Origin of the sequence: Acrocarpospora catenulata, assembly GCF_018476525.1 — a bacterium.
In the GTDB taxonomy this organism is placed as follows: Bacteria; Actinomycetota; Actinomycetes; order Streptosporangiales; family Streptosporangiaceae; genus Acrocarpospora; species Acrocarpospora catenulata.
On record NZ_JAHCST010000008.1, the window covers coordinates 95,766 to 114,554 of the forward strand.

17 protein-coding genes are annotated in these 18,789 nt (G+C 69.7%); 6 read left to right on the forward strand and 11 right to left on the reverse strand.

Annotated elements, in window-relative coordinates:
- Positions 1-4: 4 nt before the first annotated feature.
- The 3 genes from KIP79_RS49350 to KIP79_RS10580 form a co-directional block, all read right to left on the reverse strand.
- Positions 5-1,822, reverse strand: coding sequence for an ABC transporter ATP-binding protein (locus KIP79_RS49350; RefSeq protein WP_214104539.1), 1,818 nt, complete (start codon positions 1,820-1,822; stop codon positions 5-7).
- 4 nt (positions 1,823-1,826) lie between these two features.
- A complete protein-coding gene (locus tag KIP79_RS10575) occupies positions 1,827-2,366 on the reverse strand; it encodes a peroxiredoxin family protein (RefSeq protein ID WP_214104540.1) in 540 nt (179 codons plus the stop codon).
- A gap of 136 nt (positions 2,367-2,502) precedes the next feature.
- Entirely contained in the window at positions 2,503-2,712 is a 210-nt protein-coding gene (locus KIP79_RS10580) for a hypothetical protein (RefSeq protein ID WP_214104541.1), read from the reverse strand.
- Between the two features lie 172 nt (positions 2,713-2,884).
- Between KIP79_RS10580 and KIP79_RS10585 the strand changes: the two genes are divergently transcribed.
- Positions 2,885-3,325, forward strand: a complete 441-nt coding sequence (locus tag KIP79_RS10585) for a S26 family signal peptidase (protein WP_214104542.1) — start codon at positions 2,885-2,887, stop codon at positions 3,323-3,325.
- Positions 3,326-3,331: 6 nt separating this feature from the next.
- Here the strand turns inward: KIP79_RS10585 and KIP79_RS10590 are convergent, their stop codons facing one another.
- From KIP79_RS10590 to KIP79_RS48930, 3 genes are all read right to left on the reverse strand, one after another.
- Complete coding sequence (locus KIP79_RS10590) at positions 3,332-5,263, reverse strand: AfsR/SARP family transcriptional regulator (RefSeq protein WP_214104543.1); 1,932 nt, start codon at positions 5,261-5,263, stop codon at positions 3,332-3,334.
- Positions 5,264-5,348: 85 nt separating this feature from the next.
- The gene (locus KIP79_RS10595; RefSeq protein WP_214104544.1) at positions 5,349-6,005 is read right to left on the reverse strand and encodes a response regulator; all 657 of its coding nucleotides are present in this window, start codon (positions 6,003-6,005) and stop codon (positions 5,349-5,351) included.
- On the reverse strand, positions 6,002-7,138 hold the full coding sequence (locus KIP79_RS48930) for a sensor histidine kinase (RefSeq protein WP_214104545.1): 1,137 nt from the start codon (positions 7,136-7,138) through the stop codon (positions 6,002-6,004). Before KIP79_RS48930 ends, KIP79_RS10595 begins: the two co-directional genes overlap by 4 nt.
- Positions 7,139-7,334: 196 nt before the next feature.
- Here KIP79_RS48930 and KIP79_RS10605 point away from each other — a divergent pair, with 196 nt between their 5' ends.
- Both KIP79_RS10605 and KIP79_RS10610 read left to right on the forward strand, forming a co-directional pair.
- Positions 7,335-7,682, forward strand: coding sequence for a hypothetical protein (locus KIP79_RS10605; protein ID WP_214104546.1), 348 nt, complete (start codon positions 7,335-7,337; stop codon positions 7,680-7,682).
- Positions 7,679-9,139, forward strand: coding sequence for a multicopper oxidase family protein (locus KIP79_RS10610; protein ID WP_214104547.1), 1,461 nt, complete (start codon positions 7,679-7,681; stop codon positions 9,137-9,139). The genes KIP79_RS10605 and KIP79_RS10610 overlap by 4 nt, the downstream gene beginning before the upstream one ends.
- A gap of 88 nt (positions 9,140-9,227) precedes the next feature.
- Here the strand turns inward: KIP79_RS10610 and KIP79_RS10615 are convergent, their stop codons facing one another.
- The gene (locus KIP79_RS10615) at positions 9,228-11,321 is read right to left on the reverse strand and encodes a cellulase family glycosylhydrolase (RefSeq protein WP_214104548.1); all 2,094 of its coding nucleotides are present in this window, start codon (positions 11,319-11,321) and stop codon (positions 9,228-9,230) included.
- 391 nt (positions 11,322-11,712) lie between these two features.
- On the opposite strand from KIP79_RS10615, the gene KIP79_RS10620 reads away from it, so the two are divergent.
- On the forward strand, positions 11,713-12,408 hold the full coding sequence (locus KIP79_RS10620; protein ID WP_308169670.1) for a glycoside hydrolase family 12 protein: 696 nt from the start codon (positions 11,713-11,715) through the stop codon (positions 12,406-12,408).
- 7 nt (positions 12,409-12,415) lie between these two features.
- Here KIP79_RS10620 and KIP79_RS10625 read toward each other — a convergent pair whose 3' ends face one another.
- Positions 12,416-13,582: a baeRF10 domain-containing protein gene (locus KIP79_RS10625; protein WP_214104550.1), complete on the reverse strand. Its 1,167-nt coding sequence runs from the start codon at positions 13,580-13,582 to the stop codon at positions 12,416-12,418.
- 60 nt (positions 13,583-13,642) lie between these two features.
- Positions 13,643-14,107 carry a MarR family winged helix-turn-helix transcriptional regulator gene (locus KIP79_RS10630; RefSeq protein ID WP_214104551.1) on the reverse strand — a complete coding sequence of 155 codons (465 nt, stop codon included), beginning with the start codon at positions 14,105-14,107 and terminating at the stop codon, positions 13,643-13,645.
- 106 nt (positions 14,108-14,213) lie between these two features.
- Here KIP79_RS10630 and KIP79_RS10635 point away from each other — a divergent pair, with 106 nt between their 5' ends.
- Positions 14,214-15,428 (forward strand): glycosyltransferase, encoded by a 1,215-nt coding sequence (locus KIP79_RS10635; RefSeq protein WP_214104552.1) that lies wholly within the window; start codon positions 14,214-14,216, stop codon positions 15,426-15,428.
- Positions 15,429-15,705: 277 nt separating this feature from the next.
- Here the strand turns inward: KIP79_RS10635 and KIP79_RS10640 are convergent, their stop codons facing one another.
- Entirely contained in the window at positions 15,706-17,520 is a 1,815-nt protein-coding gene (locus KIP79_RS10640; protein ID WP_214104553.1) for a glycoside hydrolase family 15 protein, read from the reverse strand.
- A gap of 182 nt (positions 17,521-17,702) precedes the next feature.
- Between KIP79_RS10640 and KIP79_RS10645 the strand changes: the two genes are divergently transcribed.
- The gene (locus tag KIP79_RS10645) at positions 17,703-18,530 is read left to right on the forward strand and encodes a hypothetical protein (protein ID WP_214104554.1); all 828 of its coding nucleotides are present in this window, start codon (positions 17,703-17,705) and stop codon (positions 18,528-18,530) included.
- Here KIP79_RS10645 and KIP79_RS48225 read toward each other — a convergent pair whose 3' ends face one another.
- The gene (locus KIP79_RS48225; RefSeq protein WP_256447197.1) at positions 18,531-18,659 is read right to left on the reverse strand and encodes a hypothetical protein; all 129 of its coding nucleotides are present in this window, start codon (positions 18,657-18,659) and stop codon (positions 18,531-18,533) included. It abuts the gene before it with no gap.
- Positions 18,660-18,789: the final 130 nt, after the last annotated feature.

Here is an 18,789-nt window from a genome sequence, read left to right on the forward strand (position 1 = left end):
AGCCCTAACCGCCGTTCCCCCGGGTGAGCTGGAAGTCGGCCGCCTGGCGGGTGAACAGGCGGGCGTACTCGCCGTCGAGGGCCATCAGCTGGTCGTGGGTGCCCTCTTCGGCGATCCGGCCGTCGGTGAGGACGACGATGTGGTCCGCGCCGCGCACGGTGTTGAGGCGGTGGGAGATGAGCAGACTGGTACGCCCGGACCGGTAGTCGCGGAGTCGCTGGTGGATGGCGTGTTCGGCGTCGGGGTCCAGGCCCGAGCTGGGCTCGTCGAGGATGAGCAGGTCGGCGGTGTCGGCGCGGAGGAGGGCGCGGGCGAGGGCGACGCGCTGCCACTGGCCACCCGACAGGAGCACGCCCTGGCCGGGGTCCTCGTCCGGGTTGGCGGCGAAGAACCGCGACAGGATGGTGTCGTAGCCGCGGGGCAGGCTCATGAGTTTGTCGTGGATGTCCGCCCTGCTGGCCGCCTCGTGGAGCCGTTCCGGCTGGTCGAGGGAGTCGACGGCGCCGACGGCGATGTTCTCGGCGGCGGTGAGGTCGTAGGCCATGTAGTCCTGGAACACGGCTCCGATCCGGCGGCGCAGGCCGGCGATCCGCAGGTCGCGCAGGTCCGTGCCGTCCCATTGGACGCTGCCGCGCTCGGGGTCGTACAGGCGGCACAGCAGCTTGACGATGGTGCTCTTGCCCGCGCCGTTCAGGCCGACCAGGGCCACACTTCGCCCGTACGGGATGGTCAGGTTCACGCCCCGGAGCACGTAGGGGTGGTCGGCGTCGTACCGGAACCACAGGTCGCGGAGTTCGATGCCGCGCCGCAGCGGGGGCACGTCGCCGCCGGTGGCGGGTTCCGGCAGGTCGGGTCCGGCGGTCACGACGTGGGCGTAGTGGCCGGCCAGGACGAGTGCCTCGGTCAGATGGGCCAGCTGGACCACCATGCCGGAGAGGGCGGACTGGGTGCCCGCCACGGCGGCGGTGAGGACGGCCAGGTCGCCGATGCCGGCCTTGCCCGCCGCTATCCAGGAGACCAGCACGATCAGCGCGGCGCCCGCGATGATCGTGCTGAGAGCGGTCAGCGCTCCGTTGTAGCGGATGGCGGTCAGGTCCACCCGGCGTTCGGCCCGCTGCTGGGCGGCCAACTCGCCCAGCATGCGCCGGCGCAGGAAGTCGCCGATGCCGAACAGCCGGATCTCCTTGGCGGCCTGATGGTCGAGCATCAGCGTCTGGTAGAACATCCGGCGGCGTTCCGCGGGGGCCACCTCCCAGTTCAGGAGGGCGCGGTGGCGGCTGAGCCGGAGCTGGATGATCAGTTCGGGTACGGTGGCCGCGGCCACGACGGCGGCCAGCAGCGGGCTCAGCGTGGCGAGCGCGCCGAGCAGCCCGGTGATGGTGACACCGCTGCGGATCACGCCCAGCCCTGACTCGGTGATGAGCTGCGGGGCGGTCTGGGCGGACTGCTGGGCCATCTGGAGCCGGTCGTGGAACCGCGGGTTCTCCAGCCTGGTCAGCCCCTGCATGCGGCAGACGGCGGTGAACAGTTCGTCGCTGGTGTGCCAGACGATGCGGCGGTGCTGCTCCCGCTGGACGTACCCGGACAGGTGGGGCAGCAGCGCGGTCAGCGCTCCGAGTACGGCCATCGCGGCGGCCAGCGGGGTCGTCGAGGGGCCCACTCCGGCGGTCAGGCGATCGATCAGCAGTTTGGTCAGCCACGTGATCGCGACGGGGGAGGCGCCGGTCAGGACCGCCATGGCGAGCTGGGACAGGGCGAGTACGGGTCCGGCGCGCCAGACGAGCGCCAAGGTGAGCCGCAGCGGCCCGAGTCGTGACCTCACCCTGTCAGGTCCGGGACGGTACGGGCAGCCGCTCCAGCTTCAGGCTGCTGGCGGCGATGGTGGCGTCGGGGCCGACCAGGAAGAACGACGGGAAGGCCGTGACCGCGAACGCGTCCACCACCGCGCCACCCTCGCCCTCGACGACCACGCTCACGTCGTCCGTCAGCGCGGCGAGCAGGTTCGCGGGCTTCTCCTGGCCCTCCACCACCACCGCCAGCACCCGTACGCCGTCGGCCGCGGCCTCGCGGGCGGTGGCGGCGAAGGCGGGCGCCTTCGGCAGGCAGTGCCGGCAGTCGGTGCTGAAGAACCCGACGAGGGTACGCTCGCCCGCGAAGTCGTCCGTGGTGACCTTGGTGTCCGTGGCGGTGAGCGCGGAGAAGGCCGGGATCTCGGCGCCCACGTCGAGGCCGGGGCTGACGGGAAGTCCCCCGGCGGGGGAGTCCTTGGTGATCTTTCGGAGTTTCCTGATGACCGCGCCGGTCAGGAGCAGGTTCACCAGCACGAGGCCGCCGAGCAGGATGACGGCGGCGACCAGGACGGCCATGGGCGTTCCCTTCGCTTCGAGGGTCGTGTGTCGTTCAGCGGAACAGGTCGTCGAGGAGCACGACGGCCGGCGCGGCGGCCGGCGCCCCCGAGGGGCGCGGGAAGGCCGCCGAGCCGCCGTACCCCGTTACCTCGTGTCAGCAGTAGCCGATGTTCTGCCAGGGGCTGCTGCAGCTGGGACGGTGGTACTTGATGCAGAGAAAACCCGTCGGGTTGGGGTAGCACTCCCGGTACCGGGTGCAGCCACCCGTCACCCAGTACTCGAAACAGTTGTCGGCCTGCGCTTCGGCTCCGGGAAGGAGTCGTTCGAGCAGCCGGTCTCCCAGGCGGTTCAGCGTGCGGATCATGCGTGCTCCCTTCACTGATTCGGGCGGGGAGGCCGCCCGCCCTGTGAGGATGCTCGGCGCGGCCTTCGCCACGGTTGCGGCCGATCCGGGTACGCCGCAACCGGACGCGCTACCACGGCGCAACCGGGCCGTCGCAGAATCCCGATCGGCAGCCCAGGCCGAAAGGTTGATCATGCAAGCGATTCTGTTGTCGTCGCTGGTCGTGGTCGCGGTGGCGATCGTGGCCCGGCGCCGCTTCGTCGTGGTACGGGTGGCGGGGACGAGCATGGTTCCGACGTACCAGCCGGGAGATCGGGTCCTGGTACGGCGCGGCGCGCAAGCGGCCCTGCGGCGCGGTCAGGTGGTGGTCTTCCGGCGGGTCGAGCCGGGCGGCGCGTCAAGACCTGCCCCCCGGCTGCGTGAGACGGAGTGGCTGATCAAGCGGATCGCCGCGATGCCGGGTGACCGGGTGCCCGACCAGGTCACGGCGGGTGTGCGTGCCGCGCCGGGAGATCTGGTCCCGGCCGGCCGGCTGGTGGTGCTCGGCGACGGCCCCACCAGCCGGGATTCGCGGGACTGGGGTTACCTGCCGGTGGAGGAGGTGCTGGGCGTCGTCATGCGCAGGCTGTCGTAGCCAGCGTTAGGAACACCGCGCGAGCAGCGCGCCCAGGACACGGGCGATCGCCTTGTCCCGGTCGTCGGGGGTTTCCTCCAGTTCGGCGCGTTCCCGTGCGTAGAGCCGCACCAGATCATGGCAGCGGTAGCGGAACCGTCCGTCCCCGTCGCTGCCCTCGCAGGTCAGCAGCTGGGCGTCCACCAGCCGATCGGCGCAGGTCTCCGCCTCGGACACGGGGACGTCGAGGGCCGCCGCGAGCACCCAGGCGGCGAAGGCGGGGGCGTCGAGCAGGCCGAGCAGGCGCAGGGCCCGCCGGGAGGTCTCGTCGAGCATGCGGTAGTCGGCGGCCAGGCTCGCCCGTACCGACAGGTCGCCGATGGCGAGCTCCGCCAGGCGTTGCCGCTCGCCGCGCAGGCGGTCCGCCAGGTGTTCGAGGCGCCAGTGCTCGCGTAGCGCCAGTTTCGCCCCGGCGATCCTGATCGCCAGGGGAAGGTGGTCGCAGAGCCGCAGGATCTCGGCGGCGACCGCGGGCTGGGCAGCCACCCGGTCCGGCCCGGCGATGCGCGCGAGCAGCGCCGACGCGGATGCCGGGTCGAGCGTGCCGACGCGTGCGGACCGGGCGCTCAGTCCGGCCAGCCTGCGCCTGCTCGTCACCAGCACGGCGCAGCTCGGACTGCCCGGCAGGAGCGGCCTGACCTGCTCCTCGCTCGCGGCGTTGTCCAGCACCACCAGCACGCGGCGCGGGGCCAGGAGGGCACGGAACAGTTTTCCGCGCTCCTCAAGCCCGTACGGCACCGCCCGCTCGTCCACGCCGAGGGCGATCAGAAAGTGCGCCAGCGTCTCGGCCGGGTCGCTCGGGCACGGGCAGGTTCCGTTCAGGTCGATGTAGAGCTGGCCGTCGGGGAACGTCTCCCGCAGGCGGTGGGCGACGTGGACGGCGAGCGTCGTCTTGCCGGCGCCCGCCCTGCCGTACAGCGCGACGACCGGCATCGTGTGGCCCGCGCCGGTGAGCGACAGGCGCAGCGACGCGGCCATCTCGTGCCGGCCGGTGAAGTCCGCGATGTTCGGCGGCAGATGGCACGGCGCGACCGCCGTGGGCCCGATGCACGCCTCGTCTTCGGCAGGGAGATGGGCCGCCCCGTCCAGCCCGAGGATCTCGTCGACGACCTCGGCCGGGTCGCCCCGCAGGATCGCCTCGTGCATCCGCTGCAGCATCCAGCCGGGCTCCACGCCGAGTTCCTCGCCCAGCACGGTTCGCGTCCGCTGGTAGACCCGTAACGCCTCGGCCTGGCGCCCGGCGTGGCAGAGCGCCAGCATCAGACAGGCGTGCAGCCGTTCCCGGTACGGATGCAGCTCGGCCATCTCGGTCAGGCCGGTGACCAGCTCCGCGTGGCGGCCCAGGGCCAGGTTGACGGCGGCCAGTTCCTCGTGGGTGAGCAGCCGCTCCTCCTCGAGCCGCCGCGCCTCGTCCGCCACCAGCGCCGCGTCCCCGATGTCGGCGTACGCGGGCCCCCGCCACAGGTCCAGCGCACGCTGGAACAACGTCCCCGCCCTCGGCAGATCCGCCTTCCTCCTGGCGGCCCGCCCCGCCGCCGTGAGCTCGTGGAAGCGCAGCGCGTCCAGCTCCGGCGGCAGCACGGTGGCGGCGTAGCCACCGGTGCCGTGGACGATGCGGTCGTGCTCGCCCATCGCCTGCCTGAGCCGCAGCACGTACACCTGAAGGGTCTTGTGCGCGCTGCGCGGCGGATCGTTCCCCCACAGGGCCTCGATCAGCGTCGGCACCGCCACCGGCCGGCCCGGCGTGCACAGCAGGGTCGCCAGCAGGCGTCGCAGCATCGCCGCGCCCAGCGGGACGGGCACCCCGTCGCGGCTCGCCCGCAGCGGCCCGAGAACGTCGAACTCCAACAACATCACCCCTCGCGAGGCCCAGTCGTGTGGGAGCGCTCCCATCTTCATGAAGCCCGCTTCTCTTCGCGTGCTTGGCCGAGCATCGAAGACGCCGGTATAGGTCCGGTATAGGTCCTGGTAGAACGCGTTCCGGTCAGCCTCCCGGGCTGGTCAGGCCGGACTGGTAGGCGAAGACGACGAGTTGGGCGCGGTCGCGGGCGTGGACTTTCATCATGGCGCGGCTGACATGGGTCTTCACGGTGGCGGGGCTGATCACCAGGTGGGCGGCGATCTCGTCGTTGGACAACCCCTGGGCGGCCAGCGCGGTCACCTCGCGTTCGCGGTCGGTCAGGTGAGGCAGCCCCGCCGGAACCGGGTGCGGGCGGCGGGCGACGAACTCGCCGATGAGGCGGCGGGTGATGGCCGGTGACAGCAGGGCGTCCCCGCGGGCGGCCACCTGGATCCCGTGCAGCAGGTCGGCCGGGTCGGTGTCCTTCACCAGGAATCCGGTGGCGCCCGCGCGCAGCGCCTCGTAGACGTACTCGTCCAGCCCGTAGTTGGTCAGGATGATCACATGGACGCCGGACAGGTCCGGGTCGCCGGCGATCCGCCTGGTCGTCTCGATGCCGTCCATCCCGGGCATCTGCACGTCGACCAGCGCGACGTCGGGCAGGTGCCGCCGGGCCAGAGCCAGGCCCTGGGCGCCCTCGGACGCCTCGCCGACGACCTCGATGTCGTCCTCGGCCTCCAGCAGGGCGCGGAATCCGGCGCGGATCAGGGGCTGGTCGTCGACGAGGAGGACGCGGATCACGGCAGGTCCTTGATGGGAAGCTGGGCGTGGACGGAGAAGCCGCCCTGCGGGCGAGGATGGGCCTGCAGGCGACCGCCGAGCGCGGTGACGCGTTCGCGCATGCCGATCAGGCCGTTGCCGGGGGTGGGCGACAGGAGGGGTGAGCCCAGCCCGTCGTCCTCGACGCGCACCGCGAGCTCCTGCGGCTCGTAGCTGATGGTCACCGCGGCGGTGGCGGGGCCGGCGTGCCGGGAGACGTTCGTCAGGGCCTCCTGGACGATGCGGTAGGCGGCCCGGTTCACGGCCGCGGGCAGCCTGCGGGTCTCGCCGCTGATCGTCACGGTGGTGGGCAGGCCCGCCGAACGCACCCGATCGACCAGGCTGTCCAGCTGGTCCAGGCCGCTGCCCGGCGGCTCGCCGGTGGCGTCGCGCAGGGCCTCCAGGGTGGCGCGCAGCTCACGCATGGCGTCGGCGCCGGCCTCCCGGATGGCCAGCAGCGCCTCGGGCACCTCCTCGCCGTGTTTGCGGGCCAGGTGAATGGCCACCCCGGCCTGCACCTTGATGACCGAGATGCTGTGGGTGAGCGAGTCGTGCAGCTCGCGGGCGATCCGCAGCCGTTCCTCACCGGCTCTGCGCCTGGCCGCCTCCTCGCGGGTGCGCTCGGCCTCGGCGGCCCGCTGTTCGGCCTGCTCAAGGTAGGCCGCCCGGTGGCGGCTCACCGTGCCGCCGATCACGGCGGCCAGGAACCAGCCCAGCAGGAGGACCGTCTGCTCCACGATCGCCCGGGTGGGCTGGGCCGCGCCGGCCAGGCTCGCCGCCAGCGAGCCGGACAGGAACACGGCGCCCGCGGCCGCCGCGAGCAGCCGCCGGTCGTGCCTCGCCGCGGTGTAGACGGCGATCAGGACGGGGAAGGCCGCCTGCTGGGCGGGGGCGGCGGCCACGGCGTAGGCGAGCATGCACGCGGTGGTGACCAGCAGGACCGGGACCGGGGCACGGCCGCGTACGGCCAGAGCGAGGCAACCGGCCGCGATCGCCGCATAGCTCAGCGGGCCGGTGCCGGGCACCGAGGCGGCACTGGCGATCTGCACGGCGGTGAGAGCCACCGCGAGGGCGACATCGGGCACCGTCTTATGCCGCCTCAGCTCGAACAGCATTCCAGCACTTTACGGGCGATACCCGGACGGCCTCATCCGCGCGGTGTCGTATGTGCGGCTACTCCCAGGGTGGTAGATCGCCGGAACCTGGTCCCGATGCCGTACGGGCGATGCCTCCCCTGGTGGGACGCCTTCGGCCCAGGACTGGACGAGCATTGCCCGTCGTCGCTATTTCCCGCACCCCGTCGAGGAAACCATGTTTGTGCGTATCGCGATCACCCTGCAGACAATCGCGCTCCTCCTCCAGGCCGTCACCGCCGGGCTGCTGCTGTCCTCACCCGGCGGGCGCGCGCTGCACAGCGTCTCGGCGATCGCCGTGGTGGTCACGGTGCTGCTGCACCTGGTCGCGGCGATCACCACCCGGCAGCGGAACGTGATCCTGCCCGCCGTCGGCGCGGTCGCGATGACGATCGTGCAGATCGCCTTGGGCATCGCGCATGTGAAGAGCCTGCACGTGCCGCTCGGGGTGGTGATGTTCGGCGTGAGCCTGCTGCGGTTCGGCCAGGTCTGGGCCGAGCGCCGTACGCCCGTGGCCGTGGCATGACGTTCACCCGCCGGGATGCCCTGCGCCTGTTCGGCCTGGGCGCGGTCGCCGCCGTCTCGGGGTGCTCGCTACTGGGCCGTAGCCCGCAGCCCAGGATGTTGTCCAGCAGCGCGCCGCTGCCCACGCCGTACACCGTGCCGCTGCCGCTGCCCGCGGTGGCCGTGCCGTACCGGACCGACGGCCAGGCCGACTACTACGAGCTGATTCAGCGTACGGCCGAGGTGGAGATCCTGCCCGGCCTGCGTACCCCTGTCTGGGGGTACGGCGGGCAGTTCCCCGGACCCACCATCAAGGCGCGCAGCGGCCGCCGGACGGTCGTGCGCGTCACCAACACCCTGGGCCAGCCCACCGTGACCCACCTGCACGGCGGGCACACCCCGCCGGAGTCCGACGGGTACCCCACGGACCTGGTCCAGCCGGGCACGCACCGCGACTACGTCTTCCCGCTCGACCAGCGGGCGGCCACGCTCTGGTACCACGACCACCGCATGGACTACACCGGACCCCAGGTGTGGCGCGGTCTGGCCGGGTTCTTCCTGGTCGGTGACGATGAGGAGGCCTCGCTGCCGCTGCCCTCGGGCGAGCGGGACGTGCCGCTGCTGATCTGCGACAGGTCCTTCAACGCCGACGGCACCATGCCCTATCCGGCCCGCGCCGACGGCCCCGGCGCGGCCGAGGCGTTCATGGGCGGCGTGCTCGGCGACGTCATCCTGGTCAACGGCGTCCCCTGGCCGCAGTTGCGGGTAGCCGGCGCCCGCTACCGGCTCCGGCTGCTCAACGGGTCCAACGCCCGCACCTACGAGCTCGCGCTGTCGTCCGGCGGTGCCTTCACGCAGATCGGCAGTGACGGGGGCCTGCTCGCGACGCCGCGATCGTTGCGTCAGGTACGGCTGGCGCCGGGCGAACGCGCGGATGTGGTGGTCGACTTCGCCGCGTACCGGGTCGGCGACCACGTCGAACTCCGCAACCTCGCCGGCGAGGGACCGCAGGCCGGGATCATGCGCTTCACCGTGGACCGCGCCGCCCGTGACGACTCGGCGATCCCGGCGACGCTGTCGCGCGTCGAGGCGCTCGACCCGGCACGGGCCGCGGTGACCCGCGATTTCGAGTTCACCAGCGGCGGCATGCACGGCGGAACCGGCTGGCTGATCAATGGCATGCCCTTCGACGCCCGGCGCGTCGACGCCCGGCCGAGGCTCGGCCAGGTGGAGATCTGGCGGCTCACCAGCGACGTCTCCCATCCGGTCCACCTCCACCTGGCCCCCTTCCAGGTGCTGTCGGTAGCCGGCGAACGCAGGGACGGGCCCCCGGAGTGGAAGGACACGGTCGAGCTGCGAGAGACCCAGTCCGTGGAGATCATCACCCGCTTCACCGGCTATCGGGGCCGCTATGTCCTGCACTGCCACAACCTGGAACACGAGGACATGGCCATGATGAGCACATTCGAAGTGGTCTGACTTACAAGGGTTGCGGTGACTCCAGGTCGAGTGCGCCGGCCAGAATGGCCCGGCGGGGGGTAGCCCCGCCGGGCTGGGGGTTGTTCGGTCAGCTGGTGGTGCCGGTGACCGTGGAGCCCGACTTGGTGATGTAGTAGTTCACGGTCGTGCCGCTCCAGAAGTGGAAGGTGAGCGTCACCCGCTGGCCGTCGTTGACCTCGCCGAAGAAGTCCGGCTTCAGGGTGATGGTGTTGGAGCTGTAGTTGGGTGCGAACGTGACGTCGAACTCCTTGAACGACGTCCAGTTCTGGGGGCCGGCGTTGGTGCCGTTGGCGTACTTGGCCTCCATCGTGGCGAGCTGGTCACCCCTGAACTGGGTGGGGATGGTGAAGTTGCCCGTCACGCCGGTCGAGTTCTGCAGGATCGGCGTGTCGTAGCTGAGGATGTCGATCCGCCACGGGACGCCCTGGGAGAACCTGGCCGACAGCGTCGCGTTCACGCCGTACGCGCGGGAGCCCGTCAGCCGGGTGAGCGCCGAGGCCGTGAGGGTGAGCTGGCTGCCCGAGACGGTGTAGTCGGTGCCGTTCACCAGATCGGTGCTGCCCTGCCTGAGGCCCTGGAACGTGGTGCCGTTCAGGTTCAGCGTGAGCGTCTTGCTGCTGATGGCGGACGACCTCGCGTTGTACACCTGGTCCGAGGAGGCCGTGCCCGAGCGGGTCGTCCAGCTGGACTTGATCTGCCCGAACAGTTCGGGGTCGGACCACTGGAACGAGGTGCGGCCGAAGTGCTGGCCGTTGTCCCACAGCATGGTGGTGAGCTGCCGGAACCTGGCGTAGTAGCCGAGGTACTCGAAGAACTTCAGTTTCTCGCCCTGCTCGATCGTGCCGGTGTGGCGGTCGAAGCCCAGCAGGCCGTACTCACCGATGATCACGGGGATGCCGCGGGCCACGAAGGCGTTGTACGCCCGGTCGAACTGGTCGATCAGGTCCTGCTGCACGGTGGCGTCGAAGCGGGTGCCGCCGGCGATGTTCACGCTGAACGGCCAGTATCCGTAGAAGTGCACGGTCGCGACGAGGTTGGGGTCGTTCATCGCGTTGAACGTGGTGACCAGCTCGTTGAGCCTGGCCTGGTCGGCCGAGGTGTGCAGGGTCGGCAGGACCAGGAGCCGGGTCGCGTTGTTGCCGCCCGACTGGCGGACGATGTTCCGGAAGGACGTGTTGAGCTCGTTCAGCAGCGTCGCGTTCTGGGCGTCGCCGGAGCTGCCGGTGAACTGCGGCTCGTTGACGCTCTCGAAGAGCAGCTTGGCGGAGGAGTTCCGGAACGTGGTGGCGATCTGGGTCCAGGTCGCGTTGTAACGGGCGAGGACGTTCGTCCGGTCGCCCGGCATGTTGTTGATCCACTGCCAGGAGTCGTGGTGGATGTTGATCATTACGTAGAAGCCCTCGGCGAGGGCCCAGTCCACGACCTCTTTCACCCGGTTCATGTGCGTCGCGTTGATGGTGTAGCTGGGCGCGCCACCCTGGTACTGGCCCCAGGTCACCGGGATCCGGATGCTGTTGAAGCCCTGCGCCTTGATGTTGCGGAGCAGCGCCTGCGTGATCTGCGGGTTGCCCCATGAGGTTTCGCCGCTACCGGTGGCGTCGAGGGAGTTGCCCAGGTTCCAGCCGGGCTGCATCGCGGCCACGATGGCGCGCGCGTTGCCGGGCGGCGGGGTCGGCGTGGGCGTCGGGGTCGGTGTCGGGCTGGGCGTCGGGGTTGGGGTCGGGGTGGGTGTCGGGGATGGCGTGGGGGTGGGGCTCGGCGAGCCGCCGCAGGTCACGCCGTTGAGGGTGAAAGTGGTCGGGTTGGTGTTGGTGCCGGTGTAGCTGCCGTTGAAGCCGACGGTGATGCCGGCTCCCGATCCCAGGCCAGGGGCCCATCCCGGGGCGGTCACCGTCACGTTCGCGCCCGACTGGGTCCAGGTTCCGCTCCAGCCGTCGGTGACCCGCTGGTTACCGGGCCAGGTATAGCGCAGCGTCCACGGGCTGACCGCGTCGCCGAGGTTGTTGATCGTGATGTTGGCGCCGAATCCGCTGCCGTTGTCCCAGGCCTTGGTGTAGGTCACGGAACAGGCGACCGCCGCTTGGGCCGGGGCGACGGTCACCCCGATCGCGGCCAGCAGCGCCGCCGCTGTGGACAGAGTCCATAAACGCAGTCTCTTCACTTCAAGCCTCCATGGAAGGAGCTCCCGGGTCAGGTCGGGAGCGCTCCCATGTTTGGCGTGATCACCCGTAGGTGTACAGGACGTTTCCCCAGGCTGCTCCGCTGACCTGCTCCTGCGCATGAAGCGTTCATCGGAGGTAAGAAAGTTTCAGCTGCGGGTGATGGCGTGGCCGCCGGTGAAACATTCACCGGGAGCGTGCTGCCCGCCGTGGCTTGACCTGCGCCGGTGAAGATTTCTATCTGCAGGTGTTTCCTGTGAAGAGACGCAGATTTACGGTAACTCCGTTTCCATTCGGAAAACGGTCGATCGCATCGAAATTTCGTCGAAGCGCTTCGAAAGTTGAAATTCGACAATTCGGTGCCCGCCGTCGGCGACAACAGCGGAAAGGGAAATCATGCTCAGAACGCTGCGTCTCTTCGTCCCGGTATCCATTCTCGTCGCGCTGGTCGGGGTGCTCGCCCAGCCCGCCCAGGCCGCCGTCTGGTCCTCCACGGCCCAGTGGGCCACCTGGACCAACGGCGGCTACACCCTTTACAACAACATCTGGGGCAGCGGCGCCGGCCCACAAACGATCTGGGCGAATTCGTACAGCAACTGGGGTGTCTGGGCGAACCACCCCAACACCGGTGGCGTCAAGTCCTACCCCAACGCCACCCGGAACGTGAACCGGCGGATCAGCACCCTCGGCAGCGCGACCAGCAGCTTCAACGTCACCGTGCCGAACGGCGGCGCGTACACCTCCGCGTACGACATCTGGTGCGACGGCAACACCTACGAGATCATGCTCTGGATGAACAAGTACGGCCCGGTGGGCCCGCTCGGCTCGCGGCAGACGAGCGCCTCGGTGGGCGGTCACACCTGGGACGTCTACCGCGGCTCCAACGGTGCCAACCAGGTGTTCTCCTTCGTACGCCAGGGCAACACCAACGCCGGGACCGTGGACATCAAGGCGATCCTGAACTGGATTCGGTCCAGGGGCTGGTTCGGTGACGTGACGCTCAGCTACGTGCAGTTCGGCTACGAGATCACCTCGTCCAGCGGCGGCATGGACTTCCGTACCAACAGCTTCTCGGTGTCGGCGACCTGACCGGTCATCAAGGCCTGGGAGGCAGCGAGAATCGGAGTGCCGCGGCCGTGGTGACGGTCTTCAGTGGGGTGTCGGCGGTGACGTGTTCGACCAAGCCGCCTTCGTCGATGACCGTCTCGGCCAGGTCGTTGAGGACATCGGGAGTCTGCCGGGTGGGACCGCCGCAGAGCGGGCAGGTCTCGCCGGAGCGGGCCAGCCAGCCGGACTCGTCGCAGACCACGCCGGGCACCTCGGCGTCGTCCTGGATGAGCAGGGTATTGATCGCGGCGATGGTCCCACCCCACAGGCAGTCGTCGATGCCCAGCGCGGCGTTGCCACCGGCCGCGGCGCTCTCGAAGATCTCCTGCGCCAGGCGGCGCTCCTGCTCGCGCTCGAAGTCGGCGATGACGCGCCCGGCGCTCTCCCTGATGTCCTCGGTGGTGGCCTTGTCCATGTCGAGGTTGAAGGTGCCCGCGACCTTCCGGCGCAGCTGGTGCGGCAGGAAGTCCAGGAAGACGGCCACCTCCTCGTGCTGGCCGCCGATGATCAGCAGGTCGTAGTCCCTGGTACGGAAGATCTCGCCGAGCAGGGCCGCGGTCTGGCGGAAGTGCCGTTTGGTGAGGTCGTCGGCCTTGTTCCGGACCCCATGCTCGGCGAAACCGGCCCAGCCGCCGTAGTCGGGCTTACGCAGGGTGCGCCCCTGCACCTTGCCGATCTCGCGGAGCTCCTTCTGGTACAGCTCCCAGGCCTGGGCCGATTCCCGGTCGACGAGCAGGACGCAGGCACGGTGGTACTCGTCGAGCACCGCGAGCATGGGCCGGACGTACGGGGTCTGGTCCACCACGATCCGGTCGCGCACCGCACGCGGGAGCGTGACGACCTCGAACAGGTCGCCCTCGCTGCACGAGAACACCGCGACGGCGCCGATCGTGCCCTGCCCCAGCCCTGACTCGCCCTCGATGCGCTCGATGTCGCGCCGCAACGAGAGCTGTGCCCGCCGGTCGAACGACGGGTCGCGGGTGAGCGGGCGGATCTCGGTGATGAGGCTGTTCAGCCGGGTGCGGATGGCGTCGAGGCCGTCATAGCCCAGGGTGACGTACATGGACAGGACCGGCAGACCACCACCGTCGAAGCGGATGAGACGGTCGACGGTGCTTTTGGTGATCATGTGCCGTCCTTCGTCGATTACCGTCATGAGAGTCAATCTAGGAACTGCTCAGTAACGGGCGGACAACGTCACCTACAAGAACCGCCGTCACTGCGGATCGAGCGCGGAAAGGATCCGCTGGGCCAGCTCGACGAAGGTGCGCAGCTCCTCTTCGGACAGCGCCGCGAACCAGCCGGCGACCGCGGCGTGGTCGCCCTCGTCGCGCGACGACCAGTACGCCCGGCTCGTCTCGGTCACCGACAACAGCTTGCGCCGTCCGTCGGCGGGATCGTCGTTTACCGCCAGCATGCCTTTGCGCTGGAGCGCCTGGACGAGCTGGGCCACGTTCTGGTGGGTGGTGCCCAGACCCGCGGCGGCCTGCTTCAACGAGGGCGCGCCCAGTCCCGCCACCAGGGTCAGCAGCGCCGCCTGCTGGGTGGTCAGTCCATCGGCGCGCAGCCGGTCGTCCATCAGATAGCGGAGCCGCTGCGCCAGATAAAGGCTGGTCCGGAACGCCTCTACGGGGAGAGTCAGCTCTCCGTCGAGGAAAGGGAGCTTGTCGGTCGAAGACATAGTCAATATATTACCTATCTATGTCGGCAGAACACCACATCGTCCTGATGCCGCACTGCGGCTACATCTCCGAGACCTCCCGCATGCTGGAGATCCACCGCGCTTGGTGGCGCGCGGCGCCGGCGTGCGCATGGCCACCCACGGCGGCACCCACGAGGCGCTCCTGCGCGCCGCCGGTGTCGAGTACGACATCGTGGGCCCGCACATGAGCCCCGACCGCTCGGCCAGGTTCGTCGCCTCGGCCATGGGCTTGGGCGACGTGCGCCAGAGCATGTACGACGACACCGAGTTACTCACCTATGTCCAGGCCGAGGCGGCGTACTTCCGCGAGCACGGAACCCGTACCGTCGTCACCGGATGCACGCTGACCACGCTGCTGTCCACCCGGCTGGCCGGCGCCGCGCTGGTGACCGAGCACGCCGGCAGCTGGGTTCCGCCCGCCTTCGACCACGGCCTGGCGCCTGCGCCGACCATGCGCGCCACCCGCCACCTGCCCGCCGCGGTCGGACGCCTGCTCGCCAACAGGGTGCTGCCCCGCACGCGCTTCTACTGCGGCGGCTTCAACCGGACCGCCGCCCGCCTCGGCGTCGAGGGGGTGCCCAGCGTGGCCGCGCTCATGCTCGGCGATCTCACCCTGGTCCCCGAGATCCCCGAGGTGCTGGGCATTCCCGCCGACGAGCTCGCGGCCTGGACTCCGGCCGGGCGCCGGCACTACCGGCCCGCCACCCGGCTGCGCTACAGCGGCCCGCTCTACTCCCACCTCGACGTGCCGCTGCCCGACCACGTCGCCGCGTTCCTCGACCGGCCGGGTCCGGTCGTCTACGTCGCCATCACCTCCAGCTCGCCCGGCCTGGTCCGGCGGGTCGTACGGGCGCTGCGGCCGCTCGGCGTGAACGTGCTGGTGGCGGGCACCGTGCACGAGCTCGGCGACCTCGCGGACGAACGGACCTGCGTCGGCGGCATCCTGCCCAGCCACCTGGTCATGCCCCGGGTCACGCTCGCGGTCACCGCGGGCGGGCAGGGCAGCATGCAGACGGCGATGGCCATGGGCACACCGGTGATCGGCATCCCGCTCCAGCTCGAGCAGGACCTCAACGTCGCGCTCCTCCAGCGCCACCACGCCGCACTCCTGGTCGCACCCCGGCACGCCGGTACCGACCGGCTCACCCGGGCAGCGGCCCGCATGCTCGCCGAACCACGCTTCAGGACCGAAGCCCAGCGCATCCGTGATCTCTACGCGGTGGTCGACGGACCGGGCAACGCCGCCGAAGCCATCATCGACCTGACCGAACGGTCGTCGACGACGGGAATCCCCGCATGAGCGCAGCTCATAGCCGACGTTGCTTTGACTGGCAGCGGATTGCAAGTTTTCACGTTCTTGCGCAAAGTTCTCTAGAGAAGTTGGTTCTTCCCTCTGCAAGGGTTTTGGGGGAGGTGGGTCACCGCAACCACCCTTTGGGTGGGCATACCAGACCACTAGACACCGAAATCTAACGCACAGTCAAAAGGGCTGTCAAGGCATCGCCTGGGCTCGGATCTCGGTGACCGGAGACACTAGTCCATCCGAACCTCCGCCACCACCGAAACGCAGAAATCTCTCAGCCGAGGGCGTGGTCCAGGGTGAAGGCGGCGCTGATCAGGGCCAGGTGGGTGAGCGCCTGCGGGAAGTTGCCGAGCTGTTCGCCGGTGTGGCCGATCTGCTCGGCGTACAGGCCGACGTGGTTGGCGTAGGTGAGCATCTTCTCGAAGGCCAGCCGGGCCTCGTCCAGGCGTCCGGCGCGGGCCAGGGCCTCGACGTACCAGAAGGAGCAGACGGAGAAGGTGCCCTCCCGGCCGGGGAGGCCGTCGGGGCTGGCCTCAGGGTCGTAGCGGTAGACGAGGGAGTCGGAGACCAGCTTTTCGCCCAGGGTGTCCAGGGTGGCCAGCCACTTCGGGTCGGTGGGGGAGACGAACTTGGCCAGCGGCATCATCAGCACCGCCGCGTCCAGCACGTCGTCGTCGAAGTGCTGGACGAAGGCGGACAGCTTCTCCGACCAGCCCTGGCTCATGATCTGGCGGTAGATCTGGTCCCGCACCCCCTGCCAGTACGGAATGTCGGCGGGCAGCCCGCGGAAGTTGGCCACCCGGATGGCGCGCTCGATGGCCACCCAGCACATCAGCCGGGAGTAGACGAAGTTCTTCCGGCCGCCCCGGGTCTCCCAGATGCCCTCGTCCGGCTGGTCCCAGTTGTGGCAGATCCAGTTGACGATGGTGCACAGCTCGTCCCAGTTCTCGCTGGAGATGGGCTGGCCCCACTTGTTGTAGAGGTAGACCGAGTCGATGAGCGCGCCGTAGATGTCCAGCTGGAGCTGGTCGGCGGCGGCGTTGCCGACCCGCACCGGGGTGGAGCCCTTGTAGCCCTCCAGGTGGGTGAGTTCGCGTTCGGGCAGGTCACGGCGGCCGTCGATGCCGTACATGATCTGCAGCGGGCCGCAGGCGCAGTCGCCGGAGAGGATGGCGTGCTGGGTCAGGAACCCGATGAACGCCTCCGCCTCCTCGGTGAAGCCGAGGCGCAGCAGGGCGTAGACGCAGAACGCGGCGTCCCTGATCCAGACGTAGCGGTAGTCCCAGTTGCGGGGGCCGCCGATCTGCTCGGGCAGGCTGGTGGTGGGAGCGGCGACGATGCCGCCGCTGGGGGCGTAGGTGAGCAGTTTCAGGGTGAGGGCGGAGCGGTGCACGACCTCCCGCCAGCGGCCCCGGTACTTGGAGGCCGACAGCCAGCGCCGCCAGTAGCGCACGGTGGCGATGAACTCCTCCTGGGACTGGCGCACGGGGCAGGCGCGCGGCAGGATGCCCTCGCCCAGCGGGTCCAGCGCGAACACCGCCTGCTCCCCCTCCTTGAGGGTGAACCAGGCCCGTACGTCCCTGCCGTCGCACTCGACCGGGACGGTGGCGGTCAGATTGAGGCTCATGTCCGGGGATTCGAACGCCGTGTGGGTGCCGTCGGTGCGCGCGGTGTGCGGCTGGGTCGCGTACCCGAAGCGGGGGGCGATCATCGCCCGGAACGGCATGGCGCCGCGTACGCAGGTCACCTGCCGGATCAGATGATGGCGGCCGACATCGAGGGAGCCGTCGGAGATGGGCATGAAGTCGCGGATCTCGCCCACGCCGTCCGCCGCCGCGAACCGGGTGATCAGGACGTTGGTGTCCGGGAAGTAGAACTGCTTGGCTTCCGCGGGCGTGTCGGCGCACAGTTCGAACGCGCCGCCCCGGTCGGCGTCCAGCAGCGCGGCGAACACGCTGGGCGAGTCGAAGTCGGGCGCGCAGTACCAGTCGATGGTGCCGTCGGTCCCCACCAGGGCGACCGTCCGCAGGTCCCCGATCAGGCCGTGTTCCCCGATCGGGAGGTAGCGCGGGCCGGGTTCCCATGCCATGGCATCACGCTATGTGCCGCCGCCAGGGGGCCGGATCCGCTGGGGGTCAAATGGCGGCAGATCTTCAGTGGGTGGTTTGCTCCGATTTGACCGATTTGCGACCTTTTGGCATCCTGGCATAGGAAGCCTGGTGCCAGACGCCAGGCGATCGTCAATGTTCCCGGCCACCAATTGGACACGTATTGTCTCCCCTTGGTACAGCCCCGCTCTTCGCCGAGAATCCGGCGACCCATCCGCTTGGCTACCCCGGACGCCTGCCCTCGGGGTCGGGCGTCTTCTCCGGCGATCACTATGTGCCGCTCCATCCGGCCGCGCGGAAGCCGGCGGACGCCTGGACCCTCGGCTCCGGAGAACGACTCGACGATCACCTCGCCCGCCTGGGCGCCACCCCGCTGCACCGCCGGCACCGGGTGATCGCGGTCGGTTCCAACGCCGCCCCCGGCCAGCTCCGGCGGAAGTTCAGCCACCGTCACCCCCGGCCGGTGATCCCGCTGACCCAGGCCGACGTGCACGGCATCACCCCCGGCGTGTCCGCCCACATCAACCCGAACGGCTACCTGCCCGCCGTCCCCGTGGCGGCCCCGGGGACGGTCTCCCGCCTGTTCGTGCTCTGGCTGGACGACCGGCAACTCGACATCCTGGACGCCACCGAACCCAGCTACGACCGCCGCCCGGTCCCCGAGGACCTGCACCCCGTCTCGCTGGTTTCCGGGGTACGGCTCCAGGGTTGCCACATTTACGTCGGCAAGCATGGATATCTGGCCGATGCCGAAGGTATGCCGTACCCGCTGGAAGACCAGCGAACACTGATCACGCACCTTCTCAACGCCTCCGCCACCCTCAAAGAACTGTGCGGCGATTCCCCGGGCGATTTCATCGCCAAAGTGAAGGACATCGCCGTACGGGAAACCGCGTACGCCCTGTTCCGCAGCGAAGGCCTGGTGCGTACGCCGCCAAGAATGGTGGTGGGGAGCCACCCAACCGGGCGACTCCCCACAATTGCCGGGTGACTACGGCAGGGCCTCGATGACGGCGTCGCGCCAGTCGTAGTGCATCCAGTCGTAGTTCGCGGGAAGACCGCCGGTGACGTCGGCGAGCTCGTTGTCGCTCAGCTGGCGAGCGGTAATTTCGAAGCTCATCTGCATGAACCCTTTCCGGTGTGGATTTACCTCCACCAAGGTCGCATCCGCCACTTGTGCAACTCTTGGCGATCACTAGGGGTCCGACTTGGGACAGAGGCAGCGCCCGGTGTCTCGGCCGCGATCACTG